Here is a 20,040-nt window from a genome sequence, read left to right on the forward strand (position 1 = left end):
GATGTCGAGGAACCCGCGCAACCAGATCTACCCCGCCAACGAGGACCTGCCGCCCGGCCGTACCGGCCTGCTGGCCAGGCTCTGGCGGATTCGTACTGAGTTGCTGCTGATCGGGGCGCTCAGCCTGTTCGTGTTGACCCTCCTGGGCGCCACCCAGCAGGGCCGGTGGTGGCCGTTCATCATGCTGACCAGCGCGATCTCCGCGCCCGCGGTGACCAGGACCGGTCGCAACTGGGTGATGGCGCACTTCTGGTGCGTGGCGTCCAGGCACCGGCTGCAGAAGACCTGCCTGGAGACCACCATGCACACCCGCGCGGGCAAGATCCCGCTGGTGTTGTGGATCACGCCCACGCGTACGGGTGAGAAGGCCCTGGTGATGACCAGGGCGGGCATCTCCGCCGCGGAGTTCGAGGCGTACGCCGAGGAGATCGCGGCGGCGTGCTGGGCCAGGAGCGCCAACGTCTACCGGCACCGCAAATGGGCGCACCTGCTGATCGTGGAGATCGTCCGGCGTGAGGAGCTGCCCGGCGCCGTCTCCCCCGGACTCGACCGGCTCTACGGCCGCGCCTGGGCGTCTCTGAGGACCGACCTCGAGGAGCCCCCTGATCTGGCCAGGCCGTTCGCCCTGCCGCAGGTCGGCTGACGGCCTGCCCATGACCTGGGGAGTGGCGGCTCGGGCCTGGGCCGGACGCTCCCCAGTGCAAGCCCCGGAGACCGCGGGGGCTCCGGGGCTTCCCCATATGTGTCGTACGAGCAAAGATGAGTTCCACCGACGAACTCAGGAGCCGTGATGACGTCGACCGTTCACCGGACCTGTCCCCTGTGCGAGGCCGTGTGCGGCCTGACACTCACCCTCGACGAGGGCGGGCACGTGACGAGCGTGCGGGGCGACAAGGAGGACCCGTTCAGCAAGGGCTTCATCTGCCCCAAGGGCGCCAGCCTGGGCCGCCTGGACGAGGACCCCGACCGGCTGCGCAAGCCGCTGATCAGGGAGGGCGAGCTCTGGCGTGAGGTCGGCTGGGACGAGGCGTTCGCCGCCGTCAAGCAGGGCCTCGACCAGGTCACGGAGCGGCACGGCCGCCAGTCGGTCGGCGTCTATCTCGGCAACCCCAACGTGCACAACATGGCGGGCCAGCTCTACGGCACGCCGCTGCTCAAGTCCCTCGGCACCCGCAACATCTTCTCGGCCAGCACCGCCGACCAGATGCCCAAGCACGTCGCCAGCGGGCTGATGTTCGGCCATCCGCTCGCCGTCCCGGTGCCGGACCTCGACCGGACCGACTACCTGCTCATGCTGGGCGCCAACCCGCTGGAGTCGAACGGCTCGCTGTGCACCGCGCCCGACTTCCCCGGCCGACTCAAGGCGCTGCGCGCACGCGGCGGCCGGCTCGTCGTGGTCGACCCCCGCCGCACCAGGACCGCCGGGCTGGCCGACGAGCACGTGTTCGTACGGCCGGGCACCGACGCCCACCTGCTCTTCGGGATCACGCACACGCTCTTCGCCGAGGACCTGACCACGGTGTCCCACGAGGTCAACGGCCTGAACGAGTTACGCGAGGCGGCCAAGCACTTCCCGCCCGAGGTGGTGTCCCGCCGCACCGGCGTGCCGACCGAGGTGATCGTCCGGCTGGCCAGGGAGCTGGCGGCGGCCAGGACGGCGGCCGTCTACGCCAGGATCGGCACGTGTACGGCCGAGTTCGGCACGCTGGCCCAGTGGCTGGTGGACGTGCTCAATGTCCTCACCGGCAACCTCGACCGGCCCGGCGGCGCCATGTTCGCCAAACCCGCCACCGAGTTCGGTCTGGCCCGCCGCCCCTACACCCTGGGCCGGTGGAAGAGCCGGGTCAGGGGCCTGCCCGAGGCCAACGGCGAGTTGCCGGTCGCCACGCTCGCCGACGAGATCGAGACGCCCGGCGACGGACAGATCCGGTTCCTCCTCACCGTGGCCGGCAATCCGGTGCTCTCCGCGCCGCACGGCCCCCGGCTCGACGCGGCCTTCGGGCGGCTCGACTTCATGGTCAGCGTCGACCCCTACCTGAACGAGACCACCAAGCACGCGAACGTCATCCTGCCGCCACCGCGGGCCCTCCAGTCGGGGCACTACGACTTCGCCCTGCTCAACTTCGCGGTGCGCAACTACGCCCGCTACTCGCCGCCGTCGCTGCCGCTGGACGGGCAGCCGTCGGAGGCGCAGATCCTGGCCCGGCTAACCATGATCGCCTCCGGGCTGGAGGGCGATCTGGACGAGTTCGTCCTCGACCAGATGCTGCGCAAGGCGGTCGATCTGCCGGGCTCGGGCGTGGAGGGACGCGACGTGGCCGAGCTGCGGGCCGCGCTCGAAGGCGATTGCGGGGCCGAGCGACGGCTCGACCTGATGCTCAAGCTGGGCCCGTACGGAGAGTGGGCGGGCAAGGGCGACCTGTCGCTGCGCAAGCTGCTCGACAACCCGCACGGGCTGGATCTCGGGCCGCTGGAGCCCCGGCTGGGCGAGGTGCTGAGGACCACCTCCGGAGTGATCGAGCTCGCGCCGCCGCAGCTCATCGAGGACGTCGAGCGGCTGCGCGGCGGGCTGGAGCAGGAGCCGCCGGACATCGTCCTGATCGGGCGGCGCCATCTGCGCTCCAACAACAGCTGGCTGCACAACGTGGGCCAGCTGGTCGGCGGCAGCAACACCTGCACGCTCCAGATCAACCCGGCCGACGTGGCCAGGCTCGGACTCGACGGGGAGGCCCTGGTCCGCTCGGCCACGGGAGAGCTCAGAGTGCCGCTCGAACCCACCGACACGATCATGCCGGGCGTGGTCAGCCTGCCCCACGGCTGGGGACACGCGGGCAGCACCCAGCTGGTCGCCGCCGAACACGCGGGAGTTAGCGCGAACATCCTGACCGATGAGTCGGCAATCGACGTTCCGTCGGGAAATGCCGTGTTCAATGGGGTTCCGGTGACGATTTTGCCAACCGGGGTGATCACCGCACATTAAGGTGTCGCGCGTGACTATCGCACCAGAAGAGGACCGCCTGACCGCCCAGATCGCCTTCGCCGTCGAGATCGACAAGTTGAAGCGGATCATCCGCCGCAACCATCTCATGGACGGCTCACGGCGAGAGAACGACGCAGAGCACTCCTGGTACGTAGGCATGCTGGCCATGGTCCTAGGCGAGCACGCGCCACCCGACACCGACATTCAGCGGGTGGTGTCCATGCTGCTCGTGCACGACCTGGTCGAGATCGACGCCGGTGACACCTTCATCTATGACGCTGCCGCGGTGGCCGCCCAGCCCGAAGCGGAGCGGGCCGCCGCGGACCGCATCTTCGCGCTGCTCCCGGGCGAGCAGGGCGCGGCGATGCGGGCGCTCTGGGACGAGTTCGAGGCCAGGCAGACGCCGGAGGCGAAGTTCGCCCGAGCGCTCGACCGCTTCGCGCCGATCCTGGCCAATCATCACACCGAGGGCGGCACCTGGCCGCTGTTCAAGGTGACGGCCGCGCAGGTCAAGGAGAAGGTACGGCTCATCGAGGACGGCTCGCCGTCGCTCGGGGCGTACGCGCTCGAACTGGTCGAGCTCTCCATCGCCAGGGGTCACCTGTCCGAGTGATGCCCTTATGGCCGGGGTAGGGGACTTGTCGTGAAAGAGAAAGTACGAGCGAGAAGGCGGCAGTCGCGGCGTTTTGTGGGGCCGGTCGACCTGGCCGACCGGCTCGAAAGGTCCAAAGTCATGGACGAGCCGATCCGAGTGCTGGCCAAGGCCATACGCAAGGGGATCCGGCCGGGACGGTTGCGCGACTGGCTGCACGGCGTGCCCACGGGCAAACCGCTGCACCCGCCGCTCGCCTCCTTCAGCCTGGGCTGCTGGATGTCCACCGCGGTGCTCGACTGGACCAGCACCGATCCCCGGGCCGCGCGACTGCTGCTGGCCACGGGCATCGGCAGCGCGCTGCCCACCGCGGCCGCCGGCCTGACCGACTGGTCGTCTCTCCATCGCGAGCAGCAGCGTGTCGGGTTCGTCCACATGCTGTCGAACGTGACCGCGCTGGGGTTCTTCTCCGCCTCGCTCCTGGCCCGGCTGCGCGGGAACGAGCGCGCCGGCAAGATGCTGACCGTCGCCGGTCTGAGCGTCGGCGGTCTCGGCGCCTACCTGGGCGGGAATCTGGCCTATCGGCAGGCGGCGGGTGCCAACCACGCGCCCCAGGTCACCCATCTCGTACCGCTGGGCTGGCACGACCTTTGCCTGGTCAACGACCTGCCTCAGGGTCGCCCCGTGTCGCGGCGGCTCGGCTACATCCAGCTCTTCGTGCTGCGGCACAGCTCCGGCGTCACCGTGCTCGCCGACCGGTGCTCCCACCTCGCGGGCCCGCTCCACCAGGGCCGGCTCATCGTGGAGAACGGCGAGGCGTGCGTGGTCTGCCCCTGGCACGGCAGCACGTTCCGGCTGGTGGACGGGTCTGTCAAGCACGGTCCGGCGACCGCGCCCGCGCCAACGTTCGAGACCCGGATCCGCAGCGACGGCACGCTCCAGGTACGACCGAGCATGACCTGAGCTGTTCCAGGTACGGAGCTTGACCTAAACATTGGTTGAAGTTCTACGGTCCTGTCCATGAGCAGAATTCTGGTGACCGGCGCGACCGGCAACGTAGGCAAGCACGTGGTCTCCCAACTGGCCGGGGCGGGCCTCCAGGTCCGGGCCCTGGTCCGCGACCCGGACCGGGCGAAACTCCCGGAAGGGGTCGAGGCGGTCAAGGGCGACCTGTCCGTCCCCGAGACCCTGGAACCGGCGCTGAAGGACGTCGAGTCCGTCTTCCTGATCTGGCCCGGCTTCGCCGCCGAGACCGCCCGGGACGTGGTGGAGGCCATCGCCGCCCACGCGCGCCGGGTCGTCTACCTGTCGGCCGACGTCGAGGATCTGGCCGATGGTGAATCGCCGACACTGTTCCACCAGGAGGTGGAACGGCTGATCAGGCACACCGGCCTGAGCTGGACGTTCCTGCGGCCCGTCGGTTTCGCGGCCAACACGCTCGGCTGGGCCGACCAGGTCAGGCAGGGCGTGGTGCGCTGGCCGTACGGGGAGGCGCGCAGGTCGTTGATCCACGAGAAGGACATCGCGGCGGTGGCCGTACACGTGCTGACCTCTGCCGGGCACGGCGGGGGCAAGTACGTCCTCAGCGGGCCCGAGCAGCTGTCACAGGCCGAGCAGGCGCGGATCATCGGCGAGGCGGTAGGCCGGGAGGTGCGGTGGGCGGAGCTGCCGCTGGACGTCGCCCGCGAGCAACTGCTGGCCGCCTGGGGCGACGCCCGGTTCGTGGACGGCGCGCTCGCGGGCTGGGGCGCGTTCGTGGACACGCCGGAGCGGATCACGGACACGGTCCCGAAGCTCCTCGGCCGCCCCGCGCTGACGTTCCGTCAGTGGGCCACCGACCACGCGGCCGACTTCCGCTGACGTCGCGCCTGAGCCCACCAACTCCGGCTCTTCCGCCGACGCCGCGCGCCTGAGCCCGCCGACTCCCGCCCTTCCACTCCCCGACGGGGGTTCCTTGTCACGACGGGCCGTCTTCATCCTCTCCCCGCAGGGGCATCCCTCCGTGGGCACCCCAACCACCACGGACCGGCTCTTCCCATCCCGAAGTGGGTCATCCCCAGGGACCCCCATGGACCGTCTTCGTCCTCCCCCCGAAGGGGGATTCTCCCAAAGGGACGTCAGCCACCACGGACCGTCACAGGAGCCGAGACGGTCGCGTGACGACCCCCGAGGCGGGTCAGCTCTCGTCGGCCGGATGTTCCACCAGGGCCAGGATGCGGCTGGACATGAACCGCGCCGTACGCACCGCGGTGCCGCTCCTGGTCACCTCACTGACCTCGACCAGCCCCCGCCGCGTGGCCACCTCGACACGGCGGCCCGCGCGGGTGGCGGCGATCTCGTAGGTGCGCGGGGATGAGTCGCCCGCGTCGATGACGATCTCCACCCGATCACCCTTCATGTACGGATTTATACCCAGAATGCCCGGTATTTATCCGTACACTAGTTTGATAATCGCCACAATCCCCACACACACGATGATGCCCCGCAGCACCGGAGCCGGGATGCGGCGCCCGACCTTGGCCCCCACAAACCCACCCACCGTGGCCCCCAGCGCCACCGCCAGCACCGCCCACCAGTCCACGTGGGCGATGAAGACGAACAGCACGGCCGCGGTGCCGTTGACGATCAGGGAGAGCACGTTCTTGGCCGCGTTCACCCGCTGCAGGGGTTCGGTCAGGAAGCTGCCGAGCAGCCCGATCAGCAGCACGCCCTGGGCCGCGCCGAAGTAGCCGCCGTAGATCCCCGCTCCCAGCACGCCCAGCCAGAGCAGCACCCCGCCGTGGGGATCGTCGTTCCGGCGCCGGGCCGACAGCCAGCCGTTGAGCTTGGGCTGCACGACGACCAGCACGCAGGCCAGCCCGATCAGCACCGGGACCACGACCTGGAAGACCCGCGGGTCGAGGAACAGCAGCAGGATCCCGCCGATCAACGAGCCGATCGCCGAGGCGGGCCCGAGGCGCAGCAGCCGTTCGCGCTGCCCGGCGAGCTCGGCGCGGTAGCCGTACGCGCCGGTGAAGGAGCCGGGCACCAGGCCGATGTTGTTGGAGACGTTCGCCACGACCGGGTCGATGCCGACGGCCACGAGCGTGGGAAAGGTGATCAGCGAGCCCGACCCGACCACCGCGTTGATGGCTCCGGCCGCGACCCCCGCCGCGAACACCGCGACCGCCTCCCACACTGTCATCCGACAGAGCTTAGAGGCGGATCCTTTCCCGGCTACAGGTCGGGGTCATCCTTGGGCGGCGAGAAGAGACCGCCCAGATTCTCCAGCGCCCGGCCCATCTCCGACGGGACGATCCAGATCTTGTTGGCGTCACCCTTGGCGATCTCCGGGAGCATCTGCAGGTATTGGTAGGCGAGCAGCCGCTGGTCCGGTTTGCCCTCGTGGATGGCCTTGAACACCATCCCGATCGCGTCGGCCTGCCCCTTGGCCCGCATGGCCTGCGCCTCCGCCTCCGCCTGGGCACGCAGCACGGCCGCCTCCGCCTCGCCACGGGCGCGCAGGACCGCCGCCTGCTGCTCGCCCTCGGCCGTCAGAATGGCCGCCTGCCGCTGCCCCTCCGCGGCCAGCACCGCGGCCCGCTTGTCGCGGTCGGCGCGCATCTGCTTCTCCATCGAGTCCTGGATGGAGGAGGGCGGGTCGATGGCCTTGAGCTCGACCCGGTTGACCCGAATGCCCCACTTGCCGGTCGCCTCGTCGAGCACGCCGCGCAGCTCGGTGTTGATCTCCTCGCGGGAGGTCAGCGTGCTCTCCAGGTCCATGCCGCCGACCACGTTACGCAGCGTGGTGACGGTCAGCTGCTCGACGCCGACCAGGAAGTTCGCGATCTCGTAGGTGGCCGCCTTCGGATTGGTCACCTGGAAGTAGATGACGGTGTCGATCGAGACCACCAGGTTGTCGGAGGTGATCACCGGCTGCGGCGGGAACGAGACGACCTGCTCGCGGAGGTCGATCAGATCCTTGATCCGGTCGACGAACGGCACCACCAGGTTGAGCCCCGGTTTCAGCGTGCGGTGATAGCGGCCGAGCCGCTCGATGATCGCCGCGGTCGCCTGGGGAATGATGCGAACCGTCCGCGTCACCCCGAACCCCACCGCTGCGACCACGACGATGGCGACGATGAGCTGCTCCGTGGACATGCCAACGCTCCGAGGCCGAGGGGATCGCCTTCGTAGATGCTAATGGGCGTTCAGCGGATTGACGCGATCTAGTGCGCGCGGGCCTACCAACGGCTAGTGCGCGCGGGCGTACCAGCGTCCTTCGGCGCTGCGGTCGAGCGTCAGCGGCACCCCGAACGTCTGCGACAGGTTGTCGGCCGTCATCACATGCTCCAGCGGCCCCTGGGCCACGACCGAGCCGTGCTTGAGCAGCAGCCCGTGGGTGAACCCGTTGGGCACCTCCTCCACGTGATGCGTGACCAGCACCAGCGTGGGTGAGCGGAGGTCGTTGGCCAGCACCGACAGCCGGCGTACGAGGTCCTCCCGGCCGCCCAGGTCGAGCCCGGCCGCCGGCTCGTCCAGCAGCAGCATCTCGGGGTCGGGCATGAGCGCGCGGGCGATCTGCACCCGTTTACGCTCACCCTCGGACAGAGTGCCGAACCTGCGCCTGATCAGATGCGCGGCGCCCATCATGTCGATCAGCTCGACGGCCCTGGTGACATCGTTGGAGTCGTATTCCTCGGTCCAGCGGCCCATGATCGCGTAGGACGCCGTCAGGACCAGGTCGATGACCTTCTCCTCCGGCGGAATGCGCTCGGCCAGCGCGGCGCTCGCCAGACCGATGCGGGGCCGCAGGTCGAAGACGTCGGCCTGACCCAGCCGCTCGCCGAGCACCTCCACGATCCCCTCGCTTGGATAGAGCAGCGTCGCCGCGACCTGCAACAAGGTCGTTTTGCCTGCTCCGTTCGGCCCGATGACGACCCAGCGCTCGTCCTCGTTGACCGTCCAGTCGATGCCGCGCAACAGGGCTGCTCCGTCGCGCCGGACGGCGACGTCCTGGAGCCGCAGCACCTGACCACCCATCCCCGTATCCCTCCTTTAGGAGTAACGCTCGGGACAAACCTATTGCAGGGCGAGCGCATATCGTGGATCGGTGCTCCCTGAATCACCTGTCTCTCCTCCGCTGGTCGCCTGGGGCAACGCCTGGCTCGCCGGTCACGTCGGTCTCGACGAGGCCGTGGACCGGGTCGAAGCCGCCGCCGGTCCCGCCGTCGTGGGCCCCGCCCTCGTGGGTCCCGCCGAGATGCCCGGCTCCCCGGCCGAGAGCCCTGCCGTGGGTCCCGTCGCGGGCGATGTGCCGTTGCGTGCCTACCTCGCCGAGCTCCGATCCGACGGGCTGACCGAGCTCCGCCTCGCGCTGCCCGCACCCGGCGACCCGCTCGGCCTCTCCGGGCCGCCCGCCTTCAACGCGGCCGCGGTGGAGGCCGGTCAGGCGGTCATCGCGGTGCTCTCCGGCCAGTGCCTCGGCCTGGTGCCCTCGCCCGACCTGCGCGGGTCGTCCTATGTGGGGGTACGCCTGGCCGTACACCCGTCGGGGCCCGTACGCGTGGATCTGCCTTCGGTGGCCGAGGCGGAGCGGGAGCTGTCGATCGCGATGCGCTCGGCGACAGACGCGCTGGCCTCGGTCGACGGACCCGCACCGGAGCGGCCCGACCGGCTGGGACGGCTCGGCGGCGAACTGGCCCCCGGCTATCCGGGACGGGCGCACCGCGTCTCCACCCTGGCCACACGGCTTGACGCGGTGCTGCGGGTGGCCGACGAGAGGGGGCTCACCTCAGGCCAGATCGCGGCGAGCGGCGAGGCCCTGCGTGAGCTCGACCGGGCGGTACGCCGCGCCCTCGTAGCCGCGCACCACTCCATCTTCGAGCCGGTCAGACCGTAGCCGCACGCGGGTTTCGTGACGATCAGGCCGCAAGCCGGTTTCTCCTGACGATCAGCCCGCAGGCGGGGTTGCGCGACCGTCAGGCCGCGGCGGTCGCGAGCCCCCTCGCGCGAGATCTCCTGAGGTAGACCGCGAGGGCGCCCGCGCACAGGACGGCCAGCAGGAGCGCGGTCGGCAGGCCGGTGAACGGTCCGGCCAGCGCCGCCTCCCCGGCCAGCGGGCTCGCCTTCGGCTGGCTCAGCAGGAGCACGGCCATGTCCGGTGGCCGCTGCCCCGGCACGACCACCACGAAGGCGTTACTGGCCAGCCAGAGCGGCGTCGCGTGGAACGCCATGGCCGCCCACAGACCGCGCCCGGTCAGCGTGAGCAGCGCCGCCAGCACCGACCAGAGCACCAGGTTGGTCGCGAGCACCCAGTGGAAGGTGTGCAGCGGCGCGATCAGCATCAGCGGCCCGACGAAATGGAAGAGCGCGAACGCCCCGGACGACACGGCGATGCCCGCGGGCACACCCCACCGCGCGCCGGCGCTCTGCAGGATCCATCCCCGGAAGAGGATCTCCTCGATAGCGATCATGATGACCCTTGCCAGGTAGGCCACGGGCAGTAGGTAGAGCAGGGCGAAGTTCCACCGCGATCCGTCCACGCGCAGATTGCCCGTGGCGTACTGCAGCGCCAGCCAGCCCGCGATGAAGGCCGCGCCCAGCCCGAAGCCGATCAGGTGCTGCCTCTAGACGCCGCGGCTCCAGATGAGGCCGCGGAGTCGCCGCCGAGCGGGTGGTCGCCGAGCTGCGCAACGCCCCCGCCACTCCAGACCTCGCCGACCAGCTCTCCGAACGCGAGCACGAGGTGGCCGTCCTGGTCGGTGATGGCGCGACCAACCGGGAGATCGCCAGGCGGCTGTTCATCACCGAGGGCACGGTGAAGAACCACATCTCCAGCATCCTGCGCAAACTACGGCTACGCGACCGCACTCAGCTGGCCATCCACATCGCGAAGTCAAGCTAACCCGTGGCGGACGGCGTACAGGGCGGCCTGAGTGCGGTCCTGGACGCCGAGCTTCATCAGCACGTTGGACACGTGCGTCTTAACCGTCTTCTCGGCGACCGACAGGCTCCTGGCGATCTCCCGGTTGGAGTGGCCGGCCGCGATCAGCGCCAGCACCTCGCGCTCCCGTTCGGTCAGCGGCACCGGCCCCAGCGCCGGCGGTGAGCCGTTGACGCCGGCCAGCATCGCCTCCGCCGCCTCGGGGGCGAGCAGCACCTGCCCCCCATGTACGGCCCGCACCGCCTGCACGAGCGCGTTCGGATCCACGTCCTTATAGAGGAACCCGGAGGCGCCCGCCCGCATCGCCGGCCCCACGTCGGACCGGTCGCTCACCGAGGTCAGCACGATCACCCTGGGGAGCGCCCCCGAGAGCCGGCCCAGCGCGCCGAGCCCGTCGAGCACCGGCATCTTCAGATCGAGCAGCAGCACGTCGGGAGCGAGCTCGCCGGCCAGCTCGACGGCCTGGGCCCCGTCGGCCGCCTCGCCGACGACCGTGATGTCCTCCTGGAGGTCGAGGAAGGTCCGCAGGCCCTGCCGTACCACTGGGTGATCGTCGGCGATCAGCACCCGGATCACACGCCCACCTCCACGCGGACCGTCGTCCCCTCGTCGCGGGCCGAGGCGACAGTCATGACGCCGCCCATGGACTCCGCCCTGTCCCTCATCGACACCAGGCCCAGGCCGCGCGACTCGGCCTGCTCGAAGCCCTTGCCGTCGTCGCGTACGGTCAGCACCAGCTTGCCGCCCTCGTCGGCCAGCCGCACCTCGACGTGGCCGGCGTCCGAGTGCCTGAGCGCGTTGTGCAGCGCCTCCTGCGCGACCCGCAGCACGGCCACCTCCACCGCCGAGTCGAGCGGCGGCAGCTCGCCGCCCTCGAACGTGACGTGCGCGGGATGGAGCCGGTCGAGCAGGCGTACGTGCTTGGCCAGCGTCTCCGCCAGCCCGTGCCGGTCGAGCTCGGCCGGGCGCAACTCGACGATCACCGCCCGGAGCTCGGCCAGCGCCTCGCCCGCCAGGCGCTGCACGCGTTCGAGCTCGGCGGCGGCCTGGTCGGGGGCATTGGGCAGCAGGACGGCGGCGGACTGCGCGGTCAGCCTGAGCGAGAACAGCTTCTGGGTGACGGCGTCGTGCAACTCGCGGGCCATCCGGTTGCGCTCTTCGAGCATGGCCAGCTCGCGGCCCCGCTCGTACAGCCTGGCGTTGGTCAGCGCGATGGCGGCGTGCGCGGCGAACAATGTGAGCAGGTCCTGGTCCGCCTCCGTGAATCCGTCGGGCGAGCGCTTGTTGGCCAGGAAGATGATGCCGAGCACCTCCTCGCCGTCGCGGATCGGGGCGCCGAGGAAGTCCTTCATCACCGGGTGCGCCTTGGGCCACCACTCGAACCTGGGGTCCTCGCGCAGGTCGGGCAGGCGTACCGGAGCCCCGTCGCGCAGCATCGCGCCGAGCATGCCGTGCTGCCTGGGCAGCGGGCCGATCGCCTCCCACTGCTTGTCGGTGAGGCCCTCGGCGACGAACTCGGCGAACGAGCCGTCCTCGTCCGGCACGCCGAGCGCGGCGTAGCGGGCGTCGAGCAGCCGCTGGGCCGAGCGCACGATGACCTGCAGCACCTCGCGCACCGAGAGGTGCCGGGTCACCGCGAGCACGGCGGTGCTCACCGCCTGCATGATCTCGTCTCTGTCGGAGGCCACGGCACCCACTCTATGGTCCCGGGCCGTCATGCCCAGGACCGTCGGTCCTAGGTCCATATGCCCAGGCGGAGGCGGCCCCTCAGCCCGATGTACGGCCGGTTCCGCGCTCCTACCGTCAAGGCATGACGAACACCGCACTGATCACCGGTGCCTCCCGCGGCCTCGGCCTGGCCCTGGCGACGACGCTCGCCGGCGCCGGATGGGAGCTCCTGCTCACCGCCCGCGGCGCGGCGGACCTGGAGCGGGTCGCGGCCGAACTGGGCGCCACCGCCATCGCCGGTGACGTGAGCGACCCGGCGCATGTCGAGCGGCTCGCGCGGGCCGTACCCCAGCTGGACCTGCTGGTCAACAACGCGAGCGGGCTGGGCGTGACCCCGCTGCCCCCGCTGTCGGTGTACCCGAGGGATGAGTTCAGGGCCCTGCTGGAGACCAACGTGATCGCTCCCCTGGCCCTCATCCAGGCGACGCTGCCCGCGCTGCGCGCCACGCGCGGCGCGATCGTGAACATCACCTCCGACGCCGCCACCGGCGCCTACGAGGGCTGGGGCGGCTACGGTGCCACCAAGGCCGCCCTGGAGCAGCTGTCCAACGTCCTGTCGGCCGAGGAACCCGACCTGGCCGTCTGGTGGGCCGACCCCGGCGAGATGAACACCCGCATGCTGGCCGACGCCGTCGGCGCGGAGGAGGCGGCCGGCGCGGCGGACCCCGCCAAGGTGGCCGCGGCACTGTACGACCTGGTCAGGGCGCGTCCGGCCAGCGGCCGGGTGAGCCTGCAATGACCGCCGCGCTCGACTTCGCGCTGCCGGACACCCTGTCGGCGCACGAACCGCCCGAGGCCCGAGGGCTGACCCGCGACTCGGTACGGCTGCTGGTCTCGCGCGGCCATCTCCCGCCGGAGCACCGCCGCTTCACCGACCTGCCGGGGCTGCTCGACCCCGGCGACCTGATCGTGGTCAACAACTCCGCGACGCTGCCCGCCGCCATCAGGCTCGACCGGCTCGCCGTGCACTTCTCCACCGCGCGCGAGGACGGCACCTGGCTGGTCGAGCTGCGCCGCCGTACCTCGAAGTCCTCCGAGCCGTACGGCGGCGGCGAGCCGGGCGAATGGCTGCCGCTGCCGGGACGGGCGACGCTGCGGCTCATCGAACGCGAGACGCCGCGCCTGTGGCGAGCCAGGCTCGACCGCGACGTGGAGGCGTACCTGCGCGATCACGGCGTGCCCATCCGCTACTCCTACGTCTCGCGCGACTGGCCGCTCGACGCCTACCAGACCGTCTTCGCCACCGTGCCGGGCAGCGCGGAGATGCCGAGCGCGGCCCGGCCGTTCACCGCCGAGCTGGTCACGGCTCTGGTGGCGCGCGGCGTCGGCATCGCGCCGATCACCCTGCACACCGGGGTCGCCTCGCCGGAGAAGGACGAGCCGCCCTACACGGAGCGGTATGAGGTGCCCGCGGCCACGGCCCGCCTGGTCAACCTGACCACGGCGAACGGCGGCCGGGTGGTGGCCGCCGGCACCACCGTGGTGCGCGCGCTGGAGACGGCCGTCGGCGGCGACGGGCTGGTGGCCGCCTCGGCGGGCTGGACCAGGCACATCGTCACGCCCGACATCGGGGTCAAGGCCGTGAGCGGGCTGATCACCGGGCTGCACGAGCCCAGGTCCAGCCACCTGATGATGCTCACCGCGATCGCCGAGCGGGAGCCGCTCGCCCGCGCCTACGAGGCGGCGTTGCGGGAGGGCTACCTCTGGCACGAGTTCGGTGACACCCACGTGCTGCTGCGCCGATAGTGGCCCCTCGTGCTCGTGTGCCTGGGACGCCAAGTAGCCTGGCTCAATGTGGACCAGCGCACCCTCCTGATCACCCTGACCGGCCCGGACCGACCGGGCGTCACCTCGAGGCTCTTCTCGGTTCTGTCGGGCTTCCCGGTGACGGTGGCCGACATCGAGCAGGTCGTCATCCGCGGGCGGCTCACGCTCGGCGTGCTCGTCGCCTACGCGGGCGGTCCGTCGACCGGCACGGGCAGCACGCTCGGCGCCATGTGGACCGCCGTCGAGCGGGTGGCTGAGGACCTCGGCCTGGAGCTGGAGCTCTCCACCGGCTCCCAGACCAAGGAGCAGCGCCGGCGCGGCCGCCTGTCGGTCAGCGTGCTCGGCGCGACGCTCCAGCCCGCCGCGATCGCGGGCATCGCCGGGCGCATCGCCGCCGCCGGCGCCAACATCGACCGCATCGAACGCCTCGCCCAGTGGCCGGTCACCTGCATCGAGCTGTCGGTCTCCGGCGCCGACCCGAGCGCGCTCCGCGTCGAGCTGGCCGCCGAGGCCGCCGCCCTGCACGTCGACGTGGCCGTGCAGCGCACCGGTCTGTCGCGGCGGGCCAAGCGGCTGGTCGTCATGGACGTCGACTCGACGCTCATCCAGGGCGAGGTCATCGAGCTGCTGGCCGGCCACGCGGGCTGCCTCGAAGAGGTCGCCCGGGTCACCGAGGAGGCCATGCGCGGCGAGCTCGACTTCGCCGAGTCCCTGCGCCGCCGGGTCGCGCTGCTCGAAGGGCTGCCGGCCGAGGTCTTCGAGCAGGTACGGCAGCAGGTCGTACTCACCCCTGGCGCCCGTACGCTGGTCCGCACGCTCAAGCGGCTCGACTACCGCTTCGCCATCGTCAGCGGCGGCTTCACCCAGATCACCGACAGCCTGGTCGAGGACCTCGGCATCGACTACTCGGCGGCCAACGTGCTGGAGGTCGTCGACGGCAAGCTCACCGGCCACGTCGTCGGCGAGATCGTCGACCGGCCGGGCAAGGCCCGCGCGCTGGAGCGGTTCGCCCGCGAGGCGGGGCTGCCGATCAGCCAGACCGTGGCCATCGGCGACGGGGCCAACGACCTCGACATGATCGCGGCGGCCGGGCTCGGGATCGCGTTCAACGCCAAGCCGGTCGTCCGGCAGGCGGCGGACACCGCGGTCAACACCCCCTACCTCGACTCGATCCTCTACCTGCTCGGGATCTCCAGGGACGAGGTGGAGGCGGCGGACGCCGAGGACGGCGTGCTCACCCGCTGACTTCTCCCTCCTTGGGGTCCCAGCGGGTGATCAGCTGGGCCTCGCCCGGCCACAGGTCCACCCAGTTCGCTTCCGTACGGATGACCGCGAACGAGCACGGGCGGAACCCGTAGTCGCCCCCGGCCAGCGAGATCGCCAGCTCGTGCACACCCGGGTTGTGGCCGCACAGCACGACCGTCGCCAGCTCCGGATCGGTCAGCTTGACCAGCGCCAGCAACTCCTCGGGATATGCCTGGTAGACGTCACGCTCGTAGCTGACCGCCACCTCGGGGAAGGCCAGCTCGGCGGTCTGCTTCGTGCGCAGGGACGGGGAGCACAGCACCAGGTCGGGAGCCAGCCCGAGGGCCCGCACCTCGTCGCCGGCCCGCTTCGCGTCACGCTCGCCCCGGTGCGTCAGCGGACGCTCGCTGTCCTCCAGGCCGGGGACCTGCGCGGCCTTGGCGTGGCGGAGCACGATCAACGTACGCACGTGCTCATGTTCCTCTCGTCGCCCACACACCCAGCGCGACGATCAGCGCGAGGATGGCCAGCATCGCCAGCAGAATGTAGGCCAGCGACTTGCCGCCGCTGGGCCGCTTGTCTTCCATCCGCCCAGTTTCCCACCGGGGGCGGCGGGTGCCGCACCTGACCCGCGGTGTTTCTTGAGGCCTCGCTCTCTTGAAACGTGGAACGCCCGCTCCCCCAGACCTCGGAGGAGCGGGCGTCCGGATGGGATCGCTAGGAAGCCACCGGCTGGTGCTCCCGGTTGTTGTCGTTGCTGGCCGACTCGTTGGTGACCGAGCGGCGCTTGGAGACGAGGATGGCGCCGACCACCACGCCCACGGCCACGACCGTGATCCCGATGCGCAGGGCCGGGTTGCCCGCGTACAGGACCACCGCCGGCGCCACCAGGAGCGCCACCAGATTCATCACCTTGATCAGCGGGTTGATGGCCGGTCCGGCCGTGTCCTTGAAGGGGTCGCCGACCGTGTCACCGATGATCGTGGCCTCGTGGGCCTCGGAGCCCTTGCCGCCGTGGTGACCGTCCTCGACCAGCTTCTTGGCGTTGTCCCAGGCACCGCCCGAGTTGGACAGGAAGACCGCCATGAGCGTGCCGCAGGCGATGGCCCCGGCCAGGAACGCGCCCAGCGGCGCGTACCCAAGGGCGAACCCGACCGCGATCGGTGTCATGACCGCCAGCAGGCCGGGCGTGGCCAGCTCGCGCAGCGAGTCACGGGTGCAGATGTCGACGACGCGGCCGTACTCGGGCTTCTCGGTGCCGTCCATGATGCCCGGGTGGTTGCGGAACTGGTCGCGTACCTCGAAGACCACGCGCATCGCGGCTCGCCCGACCGCGCTGATCGCCAGCCCGGAGAACAGGAACACGACCGCCGCGCCGATGACCAGGCCGACGAGCACGTTGGGCTGGTCGATGCTCAGGCTGAAAGTGGAGAACGCGCCGAGCGCCTCCTTGGCCGCCTGGCTCGCCTTGCCGAGCTCCAGCTCCACGGCCGTGCGGAACGCGCCGAACAGCGCGGTCGCCGCGAGCACCGCCGTGGCGATCGCGATGCCCTTGGTGATGGCCTTCGTCGTGTTGCCGACGGCGTCGAGGCTGGTGAGCACGCGTGCGCCCTCACCCTCGACGTCGCCGGACATCTCGGCGATGCCCTGCGCGTTGTCGGAGACCGGGCCGAAGGTGTCCATCGAGACGATGACGCCGACCGTGGTCAGCAGGCCGGTGCCGGCCAGCGCCACCGCGAACAGCGCGATCGTCACGTTCCCGAAGCCCAGCAGGAACGCGCCGTAGACCGCGCCGGCGATGATCAGCGCCGAGTAGACGGCCGACTCGAGGCCGACGCTGATGCCCGCCAGGATGACGGTCGCCGGCCCGGTGGCCGAGCTCTCGCCGATCTCGCGGACCGGACGCCTGGTCGTCTCGGTGAAGTAGCCGGTCAGCAGCTGAATGGCGCCGGCCAGGACCAGACCGATGATCACCGCGCCGATGGCGATGAGCCGCGGGTTGGCGGTGGACTGCACGGCCGAGCCGGTCAGGTCGCCGAAGGTGCTGGGCAGGTACCAGAACGCCGCCGCGGCGACCAGCACCGCGGAGATCCCGGCGGAGATGAAGAAGCTGCGGTTGATGGCGGCCATACCGCTGCGGTCGCCGTCGCGCATCCGGGTGACGAAGATGCCGATGATCGCGGTGAGCACGCCGATCATGGGCACGATCAGCGGGAAGATCAGTCCCTGCTCGCCGAAGGCCACCTTGCCCAGGATGAGGCTGGCGACCAGCATGACCGCGTACGACTCGAACAGGTCGGCGGCCATGCCCGCGCAGTCGCCGACGTTGTCGCCCACGTTGTCGGCGATCGTCGCCGCGTTACGCGGATCGTCCTCCGGGATGCCCTGTTCGACCTTGCCGACCAGGTCGGCGCCCACGTCGGCGGCCTTGGTGAAGATGCCGCCGCCGACTCGCATGAACATCGCCAGCAGCGCCGCCCCGAAGCCGAAGCCCTCCAGGACACCGGGCGCGTCACCTTGGTAGACGAAGACGACGACGGCCGCACCGAACAGGCCGAGGCCCACGGTGAACATGCCGGCCACGCCGCCCGTACGGAAGGCGATGCGCATGGCGCGCTTCTCGCCCGCCTCACGGGCGGCGGCCGCGACGCGTACGTTTCCGCGTACGGCCAGCCACATGCCCATGAAGCCGGTCAGCGCGGAGAATACCGCCCCGACCACGAAGAAGATCGAGCGGCCGATGCGCACATCGGTCTCACCCGGTAGCAGGAGCAGGAGGAAAGGGATCACGACGACGAAGACCGCCAACGTGCGGAACTGCCGCGCGAGATAGGCGGCGGCTCCCTCTTGTACGGCACGGGCGATGTCCTGCATGCGCTCCGTGCCGGGGTCGGCGGACAGCACCTCGCGCACCAGGCCGCCGGCGACGGCTAGGGCGATCAGTGCGACCGCGGCGACCACGATCACGATGGTGAGATTGTTACCGCTCAGGGCCAGATTGGACGCTGGCTCCACCGCCAGCATGTGCCTAAACATCGTTCTCCTCGGCAAGACCGGTCGTCCTGCCCGGGCGGTGCGCAAAGATCGGCGGGGCTGGTGCGGCACCATCCGGGTTGTGGGTGCCGCTTCCGGTTGAGTCCGCAGTTTCGCCGGATCACCTTGGCCGGTGCCGGGAGTCTACGCACGGGCTGCGCGGATATGAAGGCTCTGCCGGTCGCTATTTGGCCACGCGTCCAGTAATCCCCCAGTAATCCCCAGCCAGCAAGGCGATTTGCCATCTGACAACCGATATTTCCCCGGGTTTACGGCCATGACAGGGTGCCCGAAACGACACGCCCGAAACATGAGTTTGGGACATCCCAGAGGGACGACGGGCAGTGGGCGCATCGCCCTTCGGCGCCCAGCGGCCGGTATGACATGCCGAAGCCGGGCCGTGGCTGCCCACGACCCGGCCGGTCACTCGCAAGGGGACGGCGACGGCCCTGCGGCTGTCGGCCGGCGCCCTATGGCCATCGGGTGGCCAGGTGCTCTATGGCTGTTGGCTTGTGGACGCCATGGGTGCCGTGCCTCGTATCGGCGCCCAGCCCCGTATCACCAGAGGAGCGTACCCCTGGACAGGGCTCAGCCACGGTCGGCGGGCGGGGCCCACCGTGCTGTGCCGTAAAAAGGAAAAGATTGTCGTTATATCGGCGCGTGGCCATTGGTGGCGGCGGGCCAGCTCATGCGGATGCGCATCCCCTTCGGACTGGGGAACACCTCCACATCGTCGGCCAGCCCCGCGATCACCGCGATGCCGAACCCCGACATGAACGAGTCAGAGAGCATGCCCAAATCGAGGGGTTGCTCCTGCTTGATCTCGTCGCTGGGGGCCTGATCGCTGACCGTGACCTCGAACCGTCCCGAGTCGTCTTTCAGCTCGATGCGGATGGGCTCTCCCGGGCAGTGCGCGCGATGCGCCTCAACCGCCCGGGAGCAGGCCTCACCGACGGCGAGCCTGACCTCGTCCAGCAGTGACTCCTCCACGCCGGTGCGCCGGGCGATCGCCGTCGCGACCAACCGGGCGGTCCGCACATGCGCGGGGAGGGCGCTGAACGTCAGCTCGACGGTAGCCATGACTACTTGTCTTTGCCGTGAGCTTCCTTGGCCTCGTCGACCGAAGCGTAGATCCCGAAGACCTTGGTCAGTCCGGTGATCCGGAAGATCTTGAGGATGCGCTCCTGCGTGCACACCAGCTCGAGCGAACCGTCGTGCGCCCGAACCCGCTTGAGCCCCCCGACCAGGACACCGAGGCCCGTCGAGTCGAGGAAGTCGACCTTCTCCATGTTCACGAGAAGGTGGAAGTTGCCCTTGTTCACCAGGTCGATGAGGAGCTCACGCAATCTCGGCGCCGTGTAGACATCGATCTCACCCTCAACCTCGACGATGGTGAGTCGGTCCTCGTTGTGGTGATCCAACTTCAGATCCACAGATCCTCCAGCGCCTCGCCTGCGAAAGTACCCTTGCGGGCCTGGCAGTCTGGAACGGGGCTCCAGACCGTCTGACCCTGACGCGCGGCATTCAACCACGCGTCTGGCTTGTGTCTATACGAAATCACGATTCCCGGCGACTTTGCCCACGGATGCAGACTGGAAACAGTGACTTCCTCCGCTTCCTCCCCACACCGGCCAGGTCCACTCCTCGGTCACCTGCTCGGTGTTCCCGCACGTCATGAGCGCGTCACTCATGTGGAGCATGTTCCAGCACGTCAGGCGGGTCAAGTGGGTTGGCCGAAATGGGCGCCGGAACTCCTGGTTACGCGCTTGG

Annotated in this window: 20 protein-coding genes and 1 pseudogene; 10 read left to right on the top strand and 11 right to left on the bottom strand. The window is 70.2% G+C overall.

Going from position 1 to position 20,040, the window contains the following annotated elements; translation table 11 throughout:
* Position 1 precedes the first annotated feature (1 nt).
* The 5 genes from AB0J16_RS33335 (at position 2) to AB0J16_RS33355 (ending at position 5,432) form a co-directional block, all read left to right on the top strand.
* Positions 2 to 643, top strand: a complete 642-nt coding sequence (locus AB0J16_RS33335) for a hypothetical protein (RefSeq protein ID WP_358546694.1) — start codon at positions 2 to 4, stop codon at positions 641 to 643.
* Positions 644 to 790: 147 nt separating this feature from the next.
* Positions 791 to 2,980, top strand: a complete 2,190-nt coding sequence (locus AB0J16_RS33340; protein ID WP_358546697.1) for a molybdopterin-dependent oxidoreductase — start codon at positions 791 to 793, stop codon at positions 2,978 to 2,980.
* Position 2,981: 1 nt separating this feature from the next.
* Positions 2,982 to 3,593 (top strand): HD domain-containing protein, encoded by a 612-nt coding sequence (locus AB0J16_RS33345; RefSeq protein ID WP_358546700.1) that lies wholly within the window; start codon positions 2,982 to 2,984, stop codon positions 3,591 to 3,593.
* 120 nt (positions 3,594 to 3,713) lie between these two features.
* Positions 3,714 to 4,535, top strand: coding sequence for a Rieske 2Fe-2S domain-containing protein (locus AB0J16_RS33350; RefSeq protein WP_358546703.1), 822 nt, complete (start codon positions 3,714 to 3,716; stop codon positions 4,533 to 4,535).
* A 57-nt stretch (positions 4,536 to 4,592) separates the two neighbouring features.
* Positions 4,593 to 5,432 carry an NAD(P)H-binding protein gene (locus AB0J16_RS33355; protein ID WP_358546706.1) on the top strand — a complete coding sequence of 280 codons (840 nt, stop codon included), beginning with the start codon at positions 4,593 to 4,595 and terminating at the stop codon, positions 5,430 to 5,432.
* A 316-nt stretch (positions 5,433 to 5,748) separates the two neighbouring features.
* On the opposite strand, the gene AB0J16_RS33360 is transcribed toward AB0J16_RS33355, so the two are convergent.
* From AB0J16_RS33360 to AB0J16_RS33375, 4 genes are all read right to left on the bottom strand, one after another.
* A complete protein-coding gene (locus tag AB0J16_RS33360; protein ID WP_357954555.1) occupies positions 5,749 to 5,970 on the bottom strand; it encodes a hypothetical protein in 222 nt (73 codons plus the stop codon).
* A gap of 30 nt (positions 5,971 to 6,000) precedes the next feature.
* Positions 6,001 to 6,756 carry a sulfite exporter TauE/SafE family protein gene (locus AB0J16_RS33365; RefSeq protein ID WP_358546709.1) on the bottom strand — a complete coding sequence of 252 codons (756 nt, stop codon included), beginning with the start codon at positions 6,754 to 6,756 and terminating at the stop codon, positions 6,001 to 6,003.
* A 32-nt stretch (positions 6,757 to 6,788) separates the two neighbouring features.
* Positions 6,789 to 7,712 (bottom strand): SPFH domain-containing protein, encoded by a 924-nt coding sequence (locus AB0J16_RS33370; protein WP_225299057.1) that lies wholly within the window; start codon positions 7,710 to 7,712, stop codon positions 6,789 to 6,791.
* A gap of 93 nt (positions 7,713 to 7,805) precedes the next feature.
* On the bottom strand, positions 7,806 to 8,594 hold the full coding sequence (locus AB0J16_RS33375; protein ID WP_225299059.1) for an ABC transporter ATP-binding protein: 789 nt from the start codon (positions 8,592 to 8,594) through the stop codon (positions 7,806 to 7,808).
* Between the two features lie 70 nt (positions 8,595 to 8,664).
* On the opposite strand from AB0J16_RS33375, the gene AB0J16_RS33380 reads away from it, so the two are divergent.
* Positions 8,665 to 9,453, top strand: a complete 789-nt coding sequence (locus AB0J16_RS33380) for a hypothetical protein (protein ID WP_358546712.1) — start codon at positions 8,665 to 8,667, stop codon at positions 9,451 to 9,453.
* 79 nt (positions 9,454 to 9,532) lie between these two features.
* On the opposite strand, the gene AB0J16_RS33385 is transcribed toward AB0J16_RS33380, so the two are convergent.
* A complete protein-coding gene (locus tag AB0J16_RS33385) occupies positions 9,533 to 10,096 on the bottom strand; it encodes a CPBP family intramembrane glutamic endopeptidase (RefSeq protein ID WP_358546715.1) in 564 nt (187 codons plus the stop codon).
* A gap of 182 nt (positions 10,097 to 10,278) precedes the next feature.
* Here AB0J16_RS33385 and AB0J16_RS33390 point away from each other — a divergent pair.
* Positions 10,279 to 10,458: pseudogene (locus AB0J16_RS33390) on the top strand (LuxR C-terminal-related transcriptional regulator); the annotation flags it as partial.
* On the opposite strand, the gene AB0J16_RS33395 reads toward AB0J16_RS33390, so the two are convergent.
* Both AB0J16_RS33395 and AB0J16_RS33400 read right to left on the bottom strand, forming a co-directional pair.
* Positions 10,450 to 11,073: a response regulator transcription factor gene (locus AB0J16_RS33395; protein ID WP_358546718.1), complete on the bottom strand. Its 624-nt coding sequence runs from the start codon at positions 11,071 to 11,073 to the stop codon at positions 10,450 to 10,452. The pseudogene AB0J16_RS33390 and the gene AB0J16_RS33395 overlap by 9 nt on opposite strands.
* On the bottom strand, positions 11,070 to 12,185 hold the full coding sequence (locus AB0J16_RS33400) for a GAF domain-containing sensor histidine kinase (RefSeq protein WP_358546721.1): 1,116 nt from the start codon (positions 12,183 to 12,185) through the stop codon (positions 11,070 to 11,072). The genes AB0J16_RS33395 and AB0J16_RS33400 overlap by 4 nt, the downstream gene beginning before the upstream one ends.
* A 122-nt stretch (positions 12,186 to 12,307) precedes the next feature.
* On the opposite strand from AB0J16_RS33400, the gene AB0J16_RS33405 reads away from it, so the two are divergent.
* The 3 genes from AB0J16_RS33405 to serB are packed head-to-tail and all read left to right on the top strand — an operon-like array spanning position 12,308 to position 15,237.
* The gene (locus tag AB0J16_RS33405) at positions 12,308 to 12,964 is read left to right on the top strand and encodes an SDR family NAD(P)-dependent oxidoreductase (RefSeq protein WP_357954536.1); all 657 of its coding nucleotides are present in this window, start codon (positions 12,308 to 12,310) and stop codon (positions 12,962 to 12,964) included.
* A complete protein-coding gene (locus tag AB0J16_RS33410; protein ID WP_358546724.1) occupies positions 12,961 to 13,971 on the top strand; it encodes an S-adenosylmethionine:tRNA ribosyltransferase-isomerase in 1,011 nt (336 codons plus the stop codon). Before AB0J16_RS33405 ends, AB0J16_RS33410 begins: the two co-directional genes overlap by 4 nt.
* A gap of 48 nt (positions 13,972 to 14,019) precedes the next feature.
* Positions 14,020 to 15,237 (top strand): phosphoserine phosphatase SerB, encoded by a 1,218-nt coding sequence (serB, locus tag AB0J16_RS33415; protein WP_358546727.1) that lies wholly within the window; start codon positions 14,020 to 14,022, stop codon positions 15,235 to 15,237.
* Here the strand turns inward: serB and AB0J16_RS33420 are convergent.
* The 4 genes from AB0J16_RS33420 to AB0J16_RS33435 form a co-directional block, all read right to left on the bottom strand.
* A complete protein-coding gene (locus AB0J16_RS33420) occupies positions 15,227 to 15,706 on the bottom strand; it encodes a histidine phosphatase family protein (RefSeq protein WP_358546730.1) in 480 nt (159 codons plus the stop codon). The genes serB and AB0J16_RS33420 overlap by 11 nt on opposite strands.
* Before the next feature lie 248 nt (positions 15,707 to 15,954).
* Complete coding sequence (locus tag AB0J16_RS33425) at positions 15,955 to 18,273, bottom strand: sodium-translocating pyrophosphatase (protein WP_358546732.1); 2,319 nt, start codon at positions 18,271 to 18,273, stop codon at positions 15,955 to 15,957.
* Positions 18,274 to 18,918: 645 nt separating this feature from the next.
* The gene (locus tag AB0J16_RS33430; RefSeq protein WP_225299083.1) at positions 18,919 to 19,350 is read right to left on the bottom strand and encodes an ATP-binding protein; all 432 of its coding nucleotides are present in this window, start codon (positions 19,348 to 19,350) and stop codon (positions 18,919 to 18,921) included.
* A 2-nt stretch (positions 19,351 to 19,352) separates the two neighbouring features.
* Positions 19,353 to 19,703, bottom strand: coding sequence for an STAS domain-containing protein (locus AB0J16_RS33435; protein WP_020542579.1), 351 nt, complete (start codon positions 19,701 to 19,703; stop codon positions 19,353 to 19,355).
* Positions 19,704 to 20,040: the final 337 nt, after the last annotated feature.

The sequence above is a fragment of the Nonomuraea sp. NPDC049750 genome, assembly GCF_040659625.1.
Taxonomy (GTDB): Bacteria; Actinomycetota; Actinomycetes; order Streptosporangiales; family Streptosporangiaceae; genus Nonomuraea.